The 16,242-nt window shown below is 67.4% G+C and carries 14 protein-coding genes and 1 riboswitch; of the genes, 9 read left to right on the forward strand and 5 right to left on the reverse strand.

What is annotated here, in order from left to right:
* Window positions 1-2: 2 nt before the first annotated feature.
* Entirely contained in the window at window positions 3-1,424 is a 1,422-nt protein-coding gene (locus tag NV2_RS19655; RefSeq protein WP_084475148.1) for a short-chain fatty acyl-CoA regulator family protein, read from the reverse strand.
* A gap of 282 nt (window positions 1,425-1,706) precedes the next feature.
* Window positions 1,707-3,977: a 5-methyltetrahydropteroyltriglutamate--homocysteine S-methyltransferase gene (metE, locus tag NV2_RS19660; RefSeq protein ID WP_067876358.1), complete on the reverse strand. Its 2,271-nt coding sequence runs from the start codon at window positions 3,975-3,977 to the stop codon at window positions 1,707-1,709.
* A 135-nt stretch (window positions 3,978-4,112) separates the two neighbouring features.
* A riboswitch (cobalamin riboswitch) is annotated at window positions 4,113-4,331 on the reverse strand.
* Between the two features lie 214 nt (window positions 4,332-4,545).
* On the opposite strand from metE, the gene NV2_RS19665 reads away from it, so the two are divergent.
* A complete protein-coding gene (locus NV2_RS19665) occupies window positions 4,546-7,959 on the forward strand; it encodes a pyruvate carboxylase (protein ID WP_067876361.1) in 3,414 nt (1,137 codons plus the stop codon).
* Between the two features lie 28 nt (window positions 7,960-7,987).
* Complete coding sequence (gene rsmD / locus NV2_RS19670; protein ID WP_067876365.1) at window positions 7,988-8,557, forward strand: 16S rRNA (guanine(966)-N(2))-methyltransferase RsmD; 570 nt, start codon at window positions 7,988-7,990, stop codon at window positions 8,555-8,557.
* A 33-nt stretch (window positions 8,558-8,590) separates the two neighbouring features.
* Here the strand turns inward: rsmD and coaD are convergent, their stop codons facing one another.
* The 3 genes from coaD to NV2_RS19685 all read right to left on the reverse strand — a co-directional run bounded on the left by coaD (window position 8,591) and on the right by NV2_RS19685 (window position 10,908).
* Complete coding sequence (gene coaD, locus NV2_RS19675) at window positions 8,591-9,076, reverse strand: pantetheine-phosphate adenylyltransferase (protein ID WP_067876367.1); 486 nt, start codon at window positions 9,074-9,076, stop codon at window positions 8,591-8,593.
* A gap of 42 nt (window positions 9,077-9,118) precedes the next feature.
* Entirely contained in the window at window positions 9,119-10,129 is a 1,011-nt protein-coding gene (locus NV2_RS19680) for a hypothetical protein (protein ID WP_157102981.1), read from the reverse strand.
* Window positions 10,130-10,422: 293 nt separating this feature from the next.
* Window positions 10,423-10,908 carry a GtrA family protein gene (locus tag NV2_RS19685; protein WP_245662683.1) on the reverse strand — a complete coding sequence of 162 codons (486 nt, stop codon included), beginning with the start codon at window positions 10,906-10,908 and terminating at the stop codon, window positions 10,423-10,425.
* Window positions 10,909-11,196: 288 nt separating this feature from the next.
* Here NV2_RS19685 and NV2_RS19690 point away from each other — a divergent pair, with 288 nt between their 5' ends.
* From NV2_RS19690 to NV2_RS19720, 7 genes are all read left to right on the forward strand, one after another.
* A complete protein-coding gene (locus NV2_RS19690; protein ID WP_067876371.1) occupies window positions 11,197-11,943 on the forward strand; it encodes a DivIVA domain-containing protein in 747 nt (248 codons plus the stop codon).
* A 115-nt stretch (window positions 11,944-12,058) separates the two neighbouring features.
* Complete coding sequence (locus tag NV2_RS19695) at window positions 12,059-12,721, forward strand: YceD family protein (protein ID WP_084475113.1); 663 nt, start codon at window positions 12,059-12,061, stop codon at window positions 12,719-12,721.
* Between the two features lie 2 nt (window positions 12,722-12,723).
* Window positions 12,724-12,906 carry a 50S ribosomal protein L32 gene (rpmF, locus tag NV2_RS19700; RefSeq protein WP_067876374.1) on the forward strand — a complete coding sequence of 61 codons (183 nt, stop codon included), beginning with the start codon at window positions 12,724-12,726 and terminating at the stop codon, window positions 12,904-12,906.
* Window positions 12,907-12,929: 23 nt separating this feature from the next.
* Complete coding sequence (gene rnc, locus NV2_RS19705; RefSeq protein ID WP_067876376.1) at window positions 12,930-13,685, forward strand: ribonuclease III; 756 nt, start codon at window positions 12,930-12,932, stop codon at window positions 13,683-13,685.
* Window positions 13,685-14,542: a bifunctional DNA-formamidopyrimidine glycosylase/DNA-(apurinic or apyrimidinic site) lyase gene (gene mutM, locus NV2_RS19710; protein ID WP_067876379.1), complete on the forward strand. Its 858-nt coding sequence runs from the start codon at window positions 13,685-13,687 to the stop codon at window positions 14,540-14,542. Before rnc ends, mutM begins: the two co-directional genes overlap by 1 nt.
* Before the next feature lie 64 nt (window positions 14,543-14,606).
* Entirely contained in the window at window positions 14,607-15,188 is a 582-nt protein-coding gene (locus NV2_RS19715) for a dihydrofolate reductase family protein (protein WP_067876382.1), read from the forward strand.
* Window positions 15,188-16,228, forward strand: coding sequence for a PHP domain-containing protein (locus tag NV2_RS19720; RefSeq protein WP_067876385.1), 1,041 nt, complete (start codon window positions 15,188-15,190; stop codon window positions 16,226-16,228). The genes NV2_RS19715 and NV2_RS19720 overlap by 1 nt, the downstream gene beginning before the upstream one ends.
* Window positions 16,229-16,242: the final 14 nt, after the last annotated feature.

Below are 16,242 nucleotides of genomic sequence, written 5' to 3' on the forward strand. Positions count from 1 at the left end.
CATCAGCGCACCGACGGTGGATACGGCAGATCCACACTGGTGTTCTCGGTGACGGCCAGCGGCCTGCCGATCTGCGGGAAGGCGCGCTGCGCGCAGTTCGGCCGCTCACACACCTTGCAACCGGCACCTATCGGCACCGCAGCGGCGGGGTCGTCCAGGTGCAGGCCCTGTGAATACACCAGGCGGTCGGCGTATTCGATATCGCAGCCCAGGCCGACCGCGAATTCCTTGCCGGTGTCGCCGAACCGGTGCGGAGTGGGGTTGGTGGTGCGCGCGATCCACAGATAGCGGCGCCCGTCGGGCATCGCCGCGACCTGGGTGAGAATGCGCCCGGGATGGGAGAACGCCTCGTGCACCACCCACAGCGGGCAGCTGCCGCCGACCCGGGAGAAGTGAAATGCGGTGGCGGACTGGCGTTTGGAAATATTGCCTGCCCGATCGGTGCGGACGAAGAAGAACGGCACGCCGCGCTGACCTTGACGCTGCAGTGTGCTCAAGCGGTGGCAGACCGTTTCGAATCCGACCTCGAAGCGCAGTGACAGCAGGTCGATGTCGTAGGACAGTTCTTCGGCCGAGCGCAGGAACTTGCTGTAGGGCAGCACCACGGCACCGGCGAAGTAGTTCGCCAGCCCGACCCGGGCCAGCGACCGGGATTCTCCGACCAGCGACGGGGTGGCGTCGAGGACTTCGTCGAGCAGGTCCGCGTGCAGCAGGAACGCCAGCGTCGTCGCGATCTGGAAGGCCCGCTGCCCGGGACGGAGCCGGCGAGCGAGGGTCAGGGTGCGGCTCTCGGGGTCGTAGCTCCGTTTCGGCACCGAGGCGTCCGCGCCGTCGCCGCGCACCAGCACGGTCACCTTCGCTCGTTCCTCGGCGATGCGCGCGAGTTGGCGATCGATCGATCCGATGGTCAGGCCGCAGTCCTCCACCAGGCGTTCGGCGGCCAGATCGAGCTGAGGAATGTGGTTGTGGTGGTCGTAGAAGAAGTCGCGGACATCCTCGTAGGGCATCGGGATCCCCGGTGCACCGGCGGGGGTGGCGACCTTCGACGACAGCAGATCGAGTTGATCGGTGGTGGCGCGCAGGCGCCGGTGCATGGCGACGATGGTCTTGGCGATCTCGGGCAGGCGCGTGGCCAGGTCCTCGACCTCGGCGGCCGGGGGGACAGTGCCGCCGGCCGCCTCCACCAGAACCTCGTGCAGATCCGAGACCAGCCGTGCATCGGAGTCGGCGGCGAAGAACTGCACATCCAGATCGAATGTCGAATTCAGTTTCAGTAGAACGGGAATGGTCAGTGGCCGCTGGTCTCGTTCGAGTTGATTGAGATAGCTGGGCGAAAGCTCCAACGATTTGGCCAGGGCAGCCTGTGTCATTCGTCGTTCTTCGCGCAACCGCCGCAATCGGGCACCCGCATACATCTTGCGCACTCGGCTGATGGTACCCACAAGCCTTCGCAATCATTGCAATTTCGGTGGTCATGGGTGTGGGGAGTCCGCTGCGGCAAGGTGTTTTGGTCACTCGCACAGATGCGTAGCGTGCGAAGTATCACCGATGTAGTCCAGGGGCCGCCCCGCCCGGGTCCGGTTCGGACGGATCGGGCGAGCCTGCTGAATCATCGCCGGAAGCGATCGGCGCGGACGCTGCTGATTCGAAGCCAGGCAGCTACGCAGGTCGGTGGCCCGGACCGATCCGGGCCACCGACCGCGCCTTCACCGCACCGACCGCGCGGCGCTCACCATATTTCGCAGCGACGCCTCCACCTCGGCGCGCCCGCGGGTCTTGAGCCCGCAGTCGGGATTGACCCACAGCCGTTCGGCCGGCACCGCCTCGATCGCCTCCCGCAGCGCGGCCTCGATCTCCGCGGCGGCCGGGACGCGTGGTGAATGGATGTCGTACACGCCTGGGCCGATCCCGAGGGCATAGCCGACGGCATTGAGATCGTCGAGGATCTCCATATGCGAGCGGGCCGCCTCCACCGAGGTGACATCGGCATCCAGGGCCGCGATCGCGCCGATGATCTCCCCGAATTCGGAGTAGCACAGGTGGGTGTGGATCTGCGTGTCGTCGCGCACACCGGAGGTCGCCAGGCGGAACGCGCCGACCGCCCAGTCCAGATACCGCTGCTGAGCATCGCGGCGCAGCGGCAGCAGTTCGCGCAGGGCCGGCTCGTCGACCTGGACCAGGCGGATCCCCGCCGCCTCCAGATCCACCGTCTCGTCGCGAATCGCCAGGGCCACCTGTCGCGCGGTATCCGCGAGCGGCTGGTCGTCGCGGACGAACGACCAGGCCAGGATCGTGACCGGACCGGTCAGCATGCCCTTGACCGGCTTGTCGGTGAGCGATTGCGCATAGGTGATCCAGTCCACCGTCATAGGGGCCGTGCGGACCACGTCGCCGTACAGGATGGGCGGCCGCACGCACCGGGTGCCGTAGGACTGCACCCAGCCGTTGTGAGTCGCGGCGAAGCCGTCGAGCTGCTCGGCGAAGTACTGAACCATGTCGTTGCGCTCGGGCTCACCGTGTACCAGCACATCCAGGCCCAGCGACTCCTGCAGCGCAATCACGTCGGCGATTTCGGCGCGCATCCGGTCCTCGTACTGCGCGGTGGTTATCTCTCCGGCGCGCAGCGCCGCACGGGCGGTGCGGATGGCGGTGGTCTGCGGATAGGAACCGATGGTGGTGGTCGGCAACAGCGGCAGCTGCAGATGCTCGCGCTGCAGGGCACGCCGCCGATCCGCATCCGCGCGCCGGGTGTGCCCCGCGTCGAGCCCGGCCAGGCGGGCGCGGACGGTGTCGTTGCGCAGCCGGGCATCGGCGCGGCGGCTCTCGGCGGCTGCGCGCGACGCGGCGAGCTCTGCGGCCACGGCCTCGGTGCCGGAACCGATCGCGGTGGCGAGGATCCGCACCTCGGCAATCTTTTCGGCGCCGAAGGCCAGCCAGGAACGCAACACCGGATCCAGATCCGGCTCGGCGGCCAGCGAATACGGCACGTGCAGCAGGGAGCTGGAGGTCGAGACCGCCAGTGCACCCACCGAGCCCAGCAGCGAGACCGCTTCGCCCAGCGCCGCTTCCAGATCGGTGCGCCAGATGTTGCGGCCGTCGACCAGTCCGGCCACGACCAGCTTGTTCGCCAGGGCCGGTAGTGCCGCGACCTCCGAAACCGTGGTGCCGGAGACGAAATCGAGCGCCACGCCCTCGATCGCGGTGGCGGCCAGGGCGTCCAGCGCCGGCCCGGGAGAACCGAAGTAGGTCGCGACCAGGAGCTGCGGACGGTGGGTGTCACCGCTCAGCGCGTCGTAGGTGGCCCGGACCGATTGCACCTCGGCGTCGGACAGGTCACGCACCAGCGCCGGTTCGTCGAGCTGTACCCACTCGGCGCCGGCATCGGCCAGTCGCGCCAGCAGATCGCGATACAGCGGCACGAGTTCGGACAGCCGGTCTGCCGGTGCGACACCGTCGACGCCCTTGGACAGGGCGAGGAACGTCAGCGGTCCGATCACCACGGGGCGAGCGGAAATACCCAGTTCGCGGGCCTCGCGCAGTTCGCCCAGCACCTTCACCGGATCCAGCGTGAAATGGGTGTCCGGCCCGATCTCGGGCACCAGATAGTGATAGTTGGTGTCGAACCACTTGGTCATTTCCAGTGGCTCGATGCCCTCGGCGCCGCGGGCCGCCGCGAAATATCGGTCCAGCGGATCGGCGATACCGGCCACTCGCGGCGGGAGCGCGCCCAGCAGGACCGCGGTATCGAGCATCTGATCGTAGAGCGAGAAGGTGCCGACCGGGACCGAGTCGAGCCCGGCGTCCTGGGCGCCGGTGAGGGCGTCGACGCGCAGCGCGCGCCCGGCTCGTTCGAGCTCGGCCGCATCGATGCGGCCGGCCCAGTAGCTCTCGATGGCTCGTTTGAGCTCGCGCCGGGGCCCGATGCGCGGCAGCCCCAGCACTGTTGCGGTGAAATGTTCATTCGTTGTGACAGTCACGGTGTTCTCCGGTGTCGAAGGCCACTGGTCACCGCCGCACGACGGACGAAGCCCCGAAATACGCTGCCGCACCGACTGTTCCGGTGTGCACAGGGTCCGCCCGCCCGATCCACGAGGCGGTGGCCGCCGGATACGGCGTATCCGGCACAACCGGCAGGTCTTCGGACTCACAGGCGATCGGTCGTACGGACCGGTCCGGAGATATATGCCCCGGAGGTGACCTACTGGCCGTCGCTTCCCGGAAAACCCAGTGCTCTTGACGGCGGTCGTTCCTGTTCACCGCTGCGGGACAGTCCCGGATTCTCACCGGGTTCCCTCTTGCCGGCCCGAGGGGCCGGTGTCGACGCTGGGCACGACGCTCGGGGCTCCAACTCGTCGGCCGCAGCGAACCAGCTGCACCGCCGAGCCTAATCCACACCGTTCGACATGTGAAATACCCGCCTGCTGCCACAGGCCGTGTTTCCAGCAGAAGTCCACAACTTCGCATCGTTGCCAACATTTGCTGTGAGGATCTTGCGAAGCCGTATTCGCTGTTCGGCTGCGACCGGCGGGCAGGTACCTTTGTCGAATGTTCTCCAAAGTGCTGGTCGCCAATCGCGGGGAAATCGCCATTCGTGCCTTCCGTGCCGCCTACGAGCTCGGTGTCGGAACTGTCGCCGTTTTTCCTTATGAGGACCGCAATTCGGTGCATCGGCTGAAGGCCGACGAGTCCTATCAGATCGGTGTTCCCGGGCATCCGGTACGCGCCTACCTGTCGATTCCCGAGATCATCGCGGCGGCGAAGTCGGCCGGAGCCGATGCCATCTATCCGGGGTACGGGTTCTTGTCGGAGAATCCCGATCTGGCTGCGGCGTGTGCGGCGGAGGCGATCACCTTCATCGGCCCGTCGTCGAGTGTGCTGGAACTCACAGGGAACAAGGCGCGGGCGATCGCGGCGGCGCGGGCGGCGGGGCTGCCGGTGCTGAATTCGAGTGAGCCGTCGGCGGATGTCGAGCAGTTGCTGGCCGTCGCGGAGTCGATGGAGTTCCCGGTGTTCGTGAAGGCGGTGGCCGGTGGCGGCGGTCGCGGGATGCGCCGGGTCGCCGATCGGGTGCAGTTGCGGGAGGCGATCGAGGCGGCGATGCGGGAGGCGGAGTCGGCCTTCGGGGATGCGACGGTGTTCCTGGAGCAGGCGGTGATCAATCCGCGTCATATCGAGGTGCAGATCCTGGCCGACGAGCACGGGAATGTGATGCATCTGTTCGAGCGGGACTGCTCGTTGCAGCGCCGGCATCAGAAGGTGATCGAGTTGGCGCCGGCGCCGAATCTGGATCCGGCGTTGCGGGAGCGGATCTGTGCGGATGCGGTGGCGTTCGCGCGTCAGATCGGATACTCGTGTGCCGGCACGGTGGAGTTCCTGCTCGACGAGCGTGGCAATCATGTGTTCATCGAGATGAATCCGCGGATCCAGGTGGAGCACACGGTGACCGAGGAGATCACCGATGTGGATCTGGTGCAGTCGCAGTTGCGGATCGCGGCGGGGGAGTCGCTGGCCGAGCTGGGGTTGAGTCAGGACGAGGTGTCGATTCACGGTGCGGCGTTGCAGTGCCGGATCACCACCGAGGATCCGGCCAACGGTTTCCGGCCCGACACCGGCCGCATCACCGCTTACCGTTCGCCCGGTGGTGGCGGTATCCGGCTCGACGGTGGGGCGAACCTGGGTGCCGAGGTGGGCGCGCACTTCGACTCGATGCTGGTGAAGCTGACCTGCCGTGGACGGGACTTCGCGCAGGCGGTGGCGCGGGCGCGCCGGTCGGTCGCCGAATTCCGGATCCGCGGTGTGGCCACGAATATCCCGTTCCTGCAGGCAGTGCTCGACGACCCGGATTTCCGGGCCGGTCGTATCACCACCTCGTTCATCGACGAGCGGCCCGAACTGCTGACTCAGCGCGGTTCGGCCGACCGTGGCACCCGCATCCTGCGCTACCTGGCGGATGTGACGGTGAACAAACCGCACGGTGAGCGTCCGACGGCGGTGTATCCGCACGACAAGCTGCCCGCGATCGATCCGAGCGCACCGCCACCGGACGGGACCCGGCAGAAGCTGCTGGCTCTCGGGCCGGAGGGGTTCGCGCAGTGGATGCGTGAGCGGGACGCGGTCGGTGTCACCGACACCACGTTCCGGGATGCGCATCAGTCGCTGCTGGCGACCCGGGTCCGTACCCGCGGCCTGCTGACCGTGGCCGGGCACGTCGCGCGCACGACCCCGGAATTGTTGTCGGTGGAGTGCTGGGGCGGCGCCACCTACGATGTGGCACTGCGATTCCTGTACGAGGATCCGTGGGAACGCCTGGCCGCATTGCGTGAGGCGATCCCCAACATCTGCCTGCAGATGCTGCTGCGTGGCCGTAACACCGTCGGCTACACCCCCTACCCCGAAGAAGTGACCCGCGCGTTCGTGCGTGAGGCCACCGATACCGGCATCGACATCTTCCGGATCTTCGACGCACTCAACAACGTCGACCAGATGCGGCCCGCGATCGACGCCGTCCGCGACACCGGCACCGCCCTCGCCGAGGTCGCCATGTCCTACACCGGCGACCTGTCGAATCCGGACGAGAACATCTACACCCTCGACTACTACCTGAAACTGGCCGAGCAGATCGTCGACGCGGGCGCTCATGTCATCGGTATCAAGGACATGGCCGGACTGCTGCGGGCCCCCGCCGCGCACACCCTGGTCACCGCGCTGCGCAGCAATTTCGACCTGCCGGTGCACGTCCACACCCACGACACCCCCGGCGGGCAGCTCGCGACCTACCTCGCGGCGTGGCAGGCCGGCGCCGACGCCGTCGACGGCGCCAGTGCGCCGATGGCCGGCACCACCAGCCAACCCGCACTCTCGGCGATCGTGGCCGCGGCCGCCCACTCGCGCTACGACACCGGCCTCGATCTGGAAGCCGTGTGCGACCTGGAACCGTATTGGGAAGCATTGCGGAAGGTGTATGCGCCGTTCGATGTCGCAGCGTCCGGACTGACCTCCCCGACCGGCCGCGTCTACGAACACGAGATCCCGGGCGGACAGTTGTCGAACCTGCGTCAACAGGCCAACGCTCTCGGACTCGGCGACCGGTTCGAAGAAGTGGAAGCCAAATACGCCGGCGCGGACCGGCTACTCGGGCGCCTGGTGAAGGTGACCCCGTCGTCGAAGGTCGTCGGTGACCTGGCGCTGTCGCTGGTCGGCTCCGGGACCGATGTCGACGCCTTCGCCGCCGATCCGGCCCGGTTCGATATTCCGGATTCGGTGATCGGGTTCCTGCGCGGTGAACTCGGCACCCCGGCCGGTGGCTGGCCCGAACCGTTCCGCACCCGTGCCCTCGAGGGCCGCGGCCCGGCGAAGCCGGAAGTGCCGATCACCGTGGAGGATTCGGCCGCGCTCGCCGGCACCTCGCAGCAACGCCGCGACACGTTGAACCGGTTGTTGTTTCCCGCGCCCACTGCCGAATTCCTCGCCCACCGCGAGAAATACGGTGACACCACCGGGCTGTCGGCGAATCAGTTCTTCTACGGGCTGCGGCACAACGAGGAACACCGCGTCGAGCTGGAGAAGGGTGTCACCCTGCTCATCGGCCTGGAAGCGATCTCCGAACCCGACGAACGCGGTATGCGTACCGTCATGTGCATTCTCAACGGGCAACTACGCCCGGTCCAGGTCCGCGACCGCTCCATCGCCAGCGAAGTCCCCGCCGCGGAAAAGGCCGACAAAACCAACGCCGGTCATATCGCGGCACCGTTCGCCGGTGTCGTGACCCTCATCGTCGGCGAGGGCGACACCGTCGCCGCGGGCGACACCGTCGGCACCATCGAAGCCATGAAGATGGAAGCCGCCATCACCGCACCCCGAGCCGGCACCGTCGCCCGCGTTGCCATCGGCTCGGTCCAGCAAGTCGAAGGTGGCGATCTCCTCGTCGACCTGAACCTCAACGAGACTGCGGCCCAGTGATCGCGGCAGTTGCGGAGCTGATGCGGCGGTGACCAGGATCGTCGCGGGTTCGGCCGGTGGGCGGCGGTTGCGCGTCCCACCGGCCGGGACCCGGCCCACCTCCGACCGGGTCCGGGAAGCGCTGTTCAATCTGCTCGGTGCGCGCGTGGATTTCGAGGGCATCCGGGTGCTGGATCTCTATGCCGGGTCCGGAGCGCTGGGGCTGGAAGCGTTGTCCCGTGGCGCATCCCATGCCCTGCTGGTCGAATCCGACCGCAAGGCGATCGCGGTGATTCGCGGCAATATCGCCGATCTCGCCGCGTCCGGCGCCGAATTGCGGCCGGGCACAGTGGCTTCCGTCCTGGCCACGACGCCACGTGAAAGGTACGACCTGGTCCTGTCCGATCCGCCGTATGCCGTGGCCGATGCCGCGGTCGAGGCGGATCTGCGAGCGTTGACGACCCACGGCTGGCTCCACGAGAACGCCCTGATCGTCGTGGAGCGATCCTCCCGCTCGCCGGAAACGGTGTGGCCGGACGGGTACTCGGCGCTGAAGTCCCGCAAGTACGGCGAGACTCGGATCGATCTCGCGGAGTTTGCGGGGCCCGGATCGGACTGACGCCGAGCGCAGGGCCACCCTGCTGTCGGGACTTCAGCCTCGGCGTTCGGCGATCCGGTCGAGCAGGCGCTTGTGCACCGGGCCGGGGAGCATCCCGGTGATGTCGCCGCCGAAGGTGGCGACCTCCTTGATCAGCGAGCTGGACAGGAAACCGTAGGCCGGGTTGGTCGCGAGGAAATAGGTGTCCACCCCGGACAGCTTCTTGTTCATCTGCGCCATCTGCAGTTCGTAGGCGTAGTCGTTGGCATCGCGCAGCCCCTTGACGATGGCCGTGATGCCCTGTTCCCGGGCGAAGTCGACGAGCAGGCCGTACCACGATTCGACCCGGACGTTGGGTAGCGCGGAGGTCGCTTCGCGCAGCATGTCGATCCGCTCGTCGACGCTGAACATGCCCTGCTTCTTCTTGTTGATCATCACGGTGACGACGACCTCGTCGAATTGCGCGGCGGCCCGCTCGATCACATCGATATGTCCGTTGGTCACCGGATCGAACGATCCCGGGCACAGTGCTCCAGCCATGGAGCGACGCTAACAGGTGTGCACCCCGCACACGCCGCGGGATCAGTCGCATCGACCCCGTGGACGGCCCGTTTCCACAGCCGCACCGCGGTCTCGGAGTGACCGTGATGTCAGTGGTTGTGACCCGGACAACGGTGCGGGCCGGATGAAACCGCGCGGACGGACCGCACGTGCCTCGCGTACCGCGGCCTGCAGGCGATACCCGGCGGTTCCGGTGGCGAGTTCGCGCCACGAGACGCGCACCGGGTGGAAACCGTAGTGGCGCAACACCGTGTCGGCCGGTGCTGCGCCGTGGTCGGCCCGGGGCGTATCCGGCCCGGAGCCGTCGACGGTGAGTACCACCCCCGGATGCTCGAGATACAGATCCACCGATCCGAGTACCGAGCCGTCCTCGGCGTGCACCAGTCCGCTCGCCGCCGCCGGCGGAAGACCCAGCCGCTGCAACAGCACCCGGATCCGGGAATGGTCCACACCGCGACTGCGTGGGTCGAGAAAGTCGATCACCCGGCGGGCCGCGTCGATGCCGCGGCGTCCCCGGGCCGCCTCCAGTTCCGCTGCCAGGGCCGCCACGGTGACACCGAAGTCGCGGCAGAGGGCGTCGCCGACGACGACCGCCGGTTCGAAGGCCACCGTGCGAGCCAGGTCGACGATCGTGCGTGCCGGGGTGGTGACCAGCACCGTGTCCCGCTCGGCGACGAGGTCGACCGGTGCGCAGTGCACCTGCAGATTCGCCTTGATCCGGCCGCCGTGGCGGCGGTTGCGGGTGACGTGCACCCGATCCAGCAGAGCGGGTGCCATCGGGGCGCCCAGCACGACCGCGGCGGACTGATGGCTGACCACGGCATCACACGCCATGTCGGGGAGCAGCGCTGCTATCGCCAGCCGGTGCCGCGCCACCGTATCCAGTCCGGCCAGTACCGACGACTCGGCATACGCGCCGCGGCGCACCCGGTGCCAGCTGCCGCCGGTGCACCGCCGCCGGATCTCGTGATCGGTGACCCCCACCGACATCACCTCCCGGCGCCGATGCAGGCGACCGGCCGCAGTACTCATCGTGGATCGGTATCGGTGTGCGGCCGGACCCGGCGCGGCAGCGTCGGATGCGCACAGGGGTCGAGGCGGCGGCGGTGCCTGAGACGAGGTGACGGAGCCGAACGCGAACCGGTGCGCGACGATGTGTGGCACCCAGGGCAGTACTGCATTGCCGAACCTCCCACGATGAGAACTAGCAACGACGTTTGCTGAGTTAGGACGTGGGGTAAGCGCGTACGGTTCCTTGCTCGAGTGACCAGCTTTCAGCCGCACCCCGTTCATCCGGCAATACTCGCCGGATCCGGAACCAACGCTCAGAAGACCCAGAGACGCAGGGTGAGGAAGCGCAGTGCTCCGACCGCCGCGGTGATACCGATGACGGCGGTGGCTTCCACGAGGTTGCTCAGTCCCGGTGCGACGAAGTCGAACAGTGCCAGCGCCGCGGAGGTGATCGCGAGTCCGGCCAGCGCCAGCCCGCCACCCTCGAGCTGGCCGGCGAGCCAGCCGACCCGGTCGGCGGCGTGGAAGGTCAGCCGGCGGTGCAGTTCGTTGGCCAGCACGGTGCTGGCCAGGGAGCCGGCCAGATTCGCGACCTGCGCCCCACCGCCGTAGCAGGCCATGAACAGCAGGAAATAGCCGATATTGCTGAAACCGCCGACGAGGGCGAACCGGATGAGTTGCGGCAGCCATTTGTCGCCGCGGAGGTATTCGGTGGACCGGGAGAGCAGATCGCGAGCGCGGAGACGGGGGGACGGCTGTTGCTGCGGCTCCGGGGCCGGTCCCAGCAGATCGCTGGGCACCACGGACCCTCTCGGGGGTGCCGGATATAGGACAGCCATTGTCGTTCCGATCGGACAGGGCCGGCGTCGAACGTCGACGGTCCGGCTGGTCTAACGCTCCGTAGAAAGATAGCACCAAGCGGAGAGATTTCCTCCACTTGGGCATTGTGGGATAGGAAACACCCTCCGACACACCGGTGGTGATCTGGGCAGGCCCGCCCGATACGGGCAGACTGGACCGAGGCAGTAATTGGCCGCCGCGGTTCGACAACGCCGCGAAAGGTTCGGCAGGAGAGTGGGGTCAGCAGGATGTACCGCGTTTTCGAGGCACTCGACGAACTGGTCGCGATCGTCGAGGAGGCACGGGGGATCCCGCCTACCCGCAATTGCATCGTGCCTCGCGGAGATGCGCTCGAACTGCTCGACGATGTGCGTGATGCGCTGCCCGGTGAGCTCGACGATGCGCAGGATGTACTCGATCACCGCGACCGGATCGTCACCGATGCCCGCAATTCGGCCGAGGCGACGGTCACCGGCGCCAACGAGCAGGCCGAGCAGACTGTCGGTGGTGCCCGTGAAGAGGCCGACCGGCTGCTCGCCGATGCGAAAGCGCACGCCGACCGGATGGTTGCCGAAGCCCGTGCCCACGCCGACCATCTGGTCGCCACCGCGCAGGCGGAGGCCGATCGGGTCGTCACCGAGGGGAAGGCCGAATACGAGGCGGTGACCGGCCGCGCTCGGTCGGAATCGGACCGGATGATCGCGGCAGGGCAGGCGTCCTACGAGCGGTCGGTCGCCGAGGGGCAGGCCGAGCAGGACCGTCTGGTGGCCCAGACCGAGGTGGTCCGGGCGGCGCACGCCGAATCGGCGCGTCTCATCGATTCCGCCCAGTCCGAATCCGACCGTCTGCGTGGGGAATGCGATCAGTACGTCGATTCCCAGCTGGCCGATTTCGAGGAGACACTGCACTCCACGCTGCGCACGGTCGGCCGGGGCCGACAGCAGCTGCGGTCCGGTGCCGGGGTTCCCGATTACGCCGCGGAGTTTCGCCGCTGACCGAGCTGTCCCGGTCCGGGTCGGTGATCACTGCTGAGATTTGGGGGAAAGTCGCAGTTCGCGTACTGTGGAGTGGTTGCCCGAACCCCCTGATTTCTCTGAATGTGAGTGAGTTATGTCCGCCCATTCCGGCTCCGGTCCGCGTCGTCGTCAGACCGACGCGGATTTCGTGCTGGACACCCGCAGTCTCGGCCGGGCCCCCGGCTCGATGCGACAGGTGCATCGGGTCGTCACCGCGCCGGAGAAAATCGGCCTGGATCTGATCGCGATTCCGGCAGGTGCCGAGATCGATCTCGATCTGACCCTGCAGGCCGTCTCGGAAGGTGTGCTGGTCACCGGTGCGGTGTCGGCACCGATCGAGGGGGAGTGCTCGCGCTGTCTGGAACCGTTCACCGACCGACTGGACATGTCGATCACCGAACTGTTCGCCTACCCCGACAGCGCGACCGAGCAGACCACCGAGGAAGACGAGATCCATCGTCTGGTGGACGACATGATCGATATCGAGCCGGTGGTGGTCGATGCGGCGGGTCTGGAACTGCCGCTGCAACCGCTGTGCGAGCCCGACTGTGCCGGCCTGTGCTCCGAATGCGGGGTACGGATGGCGATTGCGGGTCCGGATCACACGCATGAGATACTGGACCCTCGCTGGGCGGGGCTCGCGAATTTCGCGAGCGAAACCGCCGGCACCGGCGTCTCCGACGCCCGATCAGATGTAGACCGATCATCACTTGCCGACCGCAACGGGTCGGCAGGGTCGAAGACAGAGGAGAAGTAGTCGTGGCCGTTCCGAAGCGCCGGATGTCTCGTGCCAACACCCACTCGCGGCGCAGCCAGTGGAAGGCCGCTGCGCCGACCCTGATCACCTGCCCGAACCGGGCGTGCGGTCAGAAGACCCTCCCGCACATCGCGTGCCCGAACTGCGGCACCTACAAGGGCCGCCAGGTCACCTCGGCCATCTGATCCGGCGATCGGACAGCCACACCGTGACCGCCGGTAAGGAAGAAGTGGACGCACCCGCAGCGGGCGATGCCGCTGACCACGCCAGCCTTCTCGAAGCGCTGGGCGTGGAGGTGCGCCCGGATCTGCTCCGGCTCGCGCTCACCCACCGCTCGTACGCGTACGAGAACGGGAATCTGCCGACCAACGAACGCCTGGAATTCCTGGGCGATTCGGTGCTCGGCCTGAGCATCACCGAGCGCCTGTATCTCGAGCATCCGGACAAATCCGAGGGTGAGCTGGCCAAGCTGCGTGCCAGCGTGGTGAATATGCATGCCCTCGCCGAGGTCGCTCGCGGGCTCGGCGACGGTGGGCTGGGCCGCCATTTGCTGCTCGGCAAGGGTGAGGAGCTCACCGGCGGTCGCGACAAGGCGAGCATTCTCGCCGACGGAATGGAATCGCTGCTGGGCGCGGTCCATCTGGAGCACGGTATCGAGGTCGCTCGCACCGTGGTGTTGCGATTGTTCGCCGCGTTGCTCGAACGCGGTCCGCGGATGGGTGCCGGGTTGGACTGGAAGACCAGTCTGCAGGAACTCACCGCCGAACGCGGTCTCGGCGTACCCAATTACGAGATCACCTCGACCGGTCCCGATCACGACAAGGAGTTCACCGCCACCGCGGTGATCGGCGGTCAGGCCTACGGCCAGGGGGTCGGCCGGTCGAAGAAGGAAGCCGAACAGAAGGCTGCCGGCGCCGCCTGGCAGGCACTGACGGCCGACGGTCCCGCTCGAACCGGGGATTGATGCCCGAACTACCCGAGGTCGAGGTGGTCCGCCGCGGACTCGCCGAACACGTCGTCGGCCGGGTGGTCGACTCGGTAGTGGTCAAACATCCGCGCTCGGTGCGCAGGCACGAGCCGGGGGGCGACGATCTCGCGGCCAGGCTGACCGGTCTGCGTGTCGAAGCCGCGTGCCGCCGCGGCAAATTCCTCTGGCTCACCTTCGACGACCCGGAAGCCGCTCTCGTCGTCCATCTGGGGATGAGCGGGCAGATGCTGGTGCAGCCCGCCCATGCGCCGCTGGAAAAGCATGCGCACATCATCGCCGGACTCGACGACGGTGCGCAGTTGCGTTTCGTGGATCAGCGCACTTTCGGTGGCTGGGCCTTGAACCCGCTGGTCCATCTCGACGGTGACGACCTTCCCGAATCCGTGGCGCATATCGCCCGGGACCCGCTCGATCCACGGTTCGACAGCGAGGCCGTGGTCACGCGGATGCGGGCCAAGAACTCCGAGATCAAACGGATCCTGCTGGATCAGGCGGTCGTCTCGGGAATCGGCAACATCTACGCAGACGAAGCATTGTGGCGAGCGCGCATCCACGGTGAACGGATCGCGTCCACACTGACCGGGCCCGCAGTGCGCCGATTGCTCGGCGCGGTGCACGATGTCATGAGCGAGGCCCTGGACGCTGGCGGCACCTCATTCGATGCGCTGTACGTCCACGTCAACGGCAATTCCGGATATTTCGAACGTGCGCTGGCCGCCTACGGACGTGCCGAGGAGCCGTGCCTGCGCTGCGGCGCCCCGATGCGGCGGGAAAAGTTCATGAACCGCTCCTCGTACTCGTGTCCGCGGTGTCAGCCGAGGCCTCGCCGCTAGCCGCATTCACGCGCTACCGTTTTCAGTGTGTCCGATGACATCACTTCGCTCGAAGGGAAAACGGATGCGCACACTCACCTACTATGTGGCCTCGACCATCGATGGCTTCATCGCGACTCCGGACGGATCGGTCGATTTCTTCCCGGTCGGCGGGGATCACGGTCCGATCATCACCGCGCGGTATCCCGAGACGGTGCCGACCAAGATTCGTGAGTCGCTGGGTATCGACAGCCCGGGCGACACCTTCGATACCGTCGTGATGGGACGGAAAACCCATGATTTCGGGGTGCGCACCGGGACCTCGAGCCCGTATTCGCATCTGCGGCAGTTCGTGGTGTCGTCCACTCTCCCCGAGGCGCCGGACCCGCAGGTATCGTTGATCTCCGCCGATCCGCTCGGAAGTGTCCGGGCGCTCAAACAGGAACCGGGCGCCGGTATCTGGCTGTGCGGCGGTGGTGAACTGGCCCAGGCGCTGCTCCCGGAAATCGACCGGCTCTTCCTGAAAACCTATCCGATCGTGCTCGGGCACGGTCGTCCGCTGTTCGGCACCGGACCGCGCCTGCCGGAGCCGTCACTGTTCCGGGTGCTCGACAGTCGTGTGTTCGAGGACGGGGTGGCGTTCGTGGAATACAGCCGGGTTCGTTGATGCCGGGCGCGCAATCGAATGCGGTGGCGGCGTTGCGCGAGATCGCGTTCTGGATGGAACGCGCCCGCGCGCAGACCCATCGGGTCAAGGCCTACCGGCGGGCCGCCGACACTGTGGCCGCACTGTCCGCCGCAGAGTTCGAGCGCTACCGCGCGTCGGACGGATGGCGGGAACTCGGCGGGATCGGACCGAAGACCGCGAGCGCGATCGCCCAGTCGTGTTCCGGGGACGTGCCCGAACGGCTGGCGCAGGAGCGTCGCGCCGCGCAACCCGTCGCCCCCGCCGGTGCGCCGCTGCGCTCGCTCCTGCGGGGCGATCTGCACACCCACTCCGACTGGTCCGACGGTGGCAGTCCGATCGAGGAGATGATGCGAACCGCGGTTGCCCTCGGCCACGAATATTGTGCGTTGACCGATCATTCACCACGGCTGCGCGTGGCCAACGGGTTGTCGGCACAGCGGCTGCGACAGCAACTCGACGTGGTGGCGGAGCTGAACGAGCGGCTCGCGCCGTTCCGGATACTCACCGGGATCGAGGTCGACATCCTCGACGACGGCACCCTCGATCAGGAGCCCGGACTGCTCGAACAACTCGATCTGGTGGTCGCGAGCGTGCATTCGAATCTGCGGGCCGACGCCGCCACCATGACCAAGCGCATGGTGTATGCGGTGGCGAACCCGAATGTCGATGTACTGGGGCACTGCACCGGCCGGCTGGTAGCCGGTGAACGCGGCATCCGGCCGGAATCGTCGTTCGACGCCGAGCTGGTATTCGAGGCATGCCGGACCTACGGGACCGCAGTGGAGATCAACAGTCGTCCCGAACGGCGTGACCCGCCGAGCCGGCTGATGCGGCTGGCCGCGGAGATGGGGTGCCTGTTCAGCATCGACACCGATGCCCATGCCCCCGGACAGCTGGACTGGCTGGGCTACGGCTGCGAACGTGCCGTCGCAGCCGAGGTCGCGGCCGAACGGATCATCAACACCTGGCCCCTCGAACAGCTGCTCGCGTTCACCACCGACCGCCCGCACCGCAGCTGACCAGCGGCCCCGGG

Origin of the sequence: Nocardia vermiculata NBRC 100427 (assembly GCF_001613265.1) — a bacterium.
GTDB classification, from domain to species: Bacteria; Actinomycetota; Actinomycetes; order Mycobacteriales; family Mycobacteriaceae; genus Nocardia; species Nocardia vermiculata.

Coding starts and splice junctions, on each gene's coding strand:
- NV2_RS19665 (WP_067876361.1), top strand. CDS start 4,546: ATGTTCTCCAAAGTGCTGGTCGCCAATCGCGGGGAAATCGCCATTCGT.
- coaD (WP_067876367.1), bottom strand. CDS start 9,076: ATGGCTGGAGCACTGTGCCCGGGATCGTTCGATCCGGTGACCAACGGA.
- NV2_RS19680 (WP_157102981.1), bottom strand. CDS start 10,129: ATGAGTACTGCGGCCGGTCGCCTGCATCGGCGCCGGGAGGTGATGTCG.
- NV2_RS19690 (WP_067876371.1), top strand. CDS start 11,197: ATGTACCGCGTTTTCGAGGCACTCGACGAACTGGTCGCGATCGTCGAG.
- NV2_RS19695 (WP_084475113.1), top strand. CDS start 12,059: ATGTCCGCCCATTCCGGCTCCGGTCCGCGTCGTCGTCAGACCGACGCG.
- mutM (WP_067876379.1), top strand. CDS start 13,685: ATGCCCGAACTACCCGAGGTCGAGGTGGTCCGCCGCGGACTCGCCGAA.
- NV2_RS19715 (WP_067876382.1), top strand. CDS start 14,607: ATGCGCACACTCACCTACTATGTGGCCTCGACCATCGATGGCTTCATC.
- NV2_RS19720 (WP_067876385.1), top strand. CDS start 15,188: ATGCCGGGCGCGCAATCGAATGCGGTGGCGGCGTTGCGCGAGATCGCG.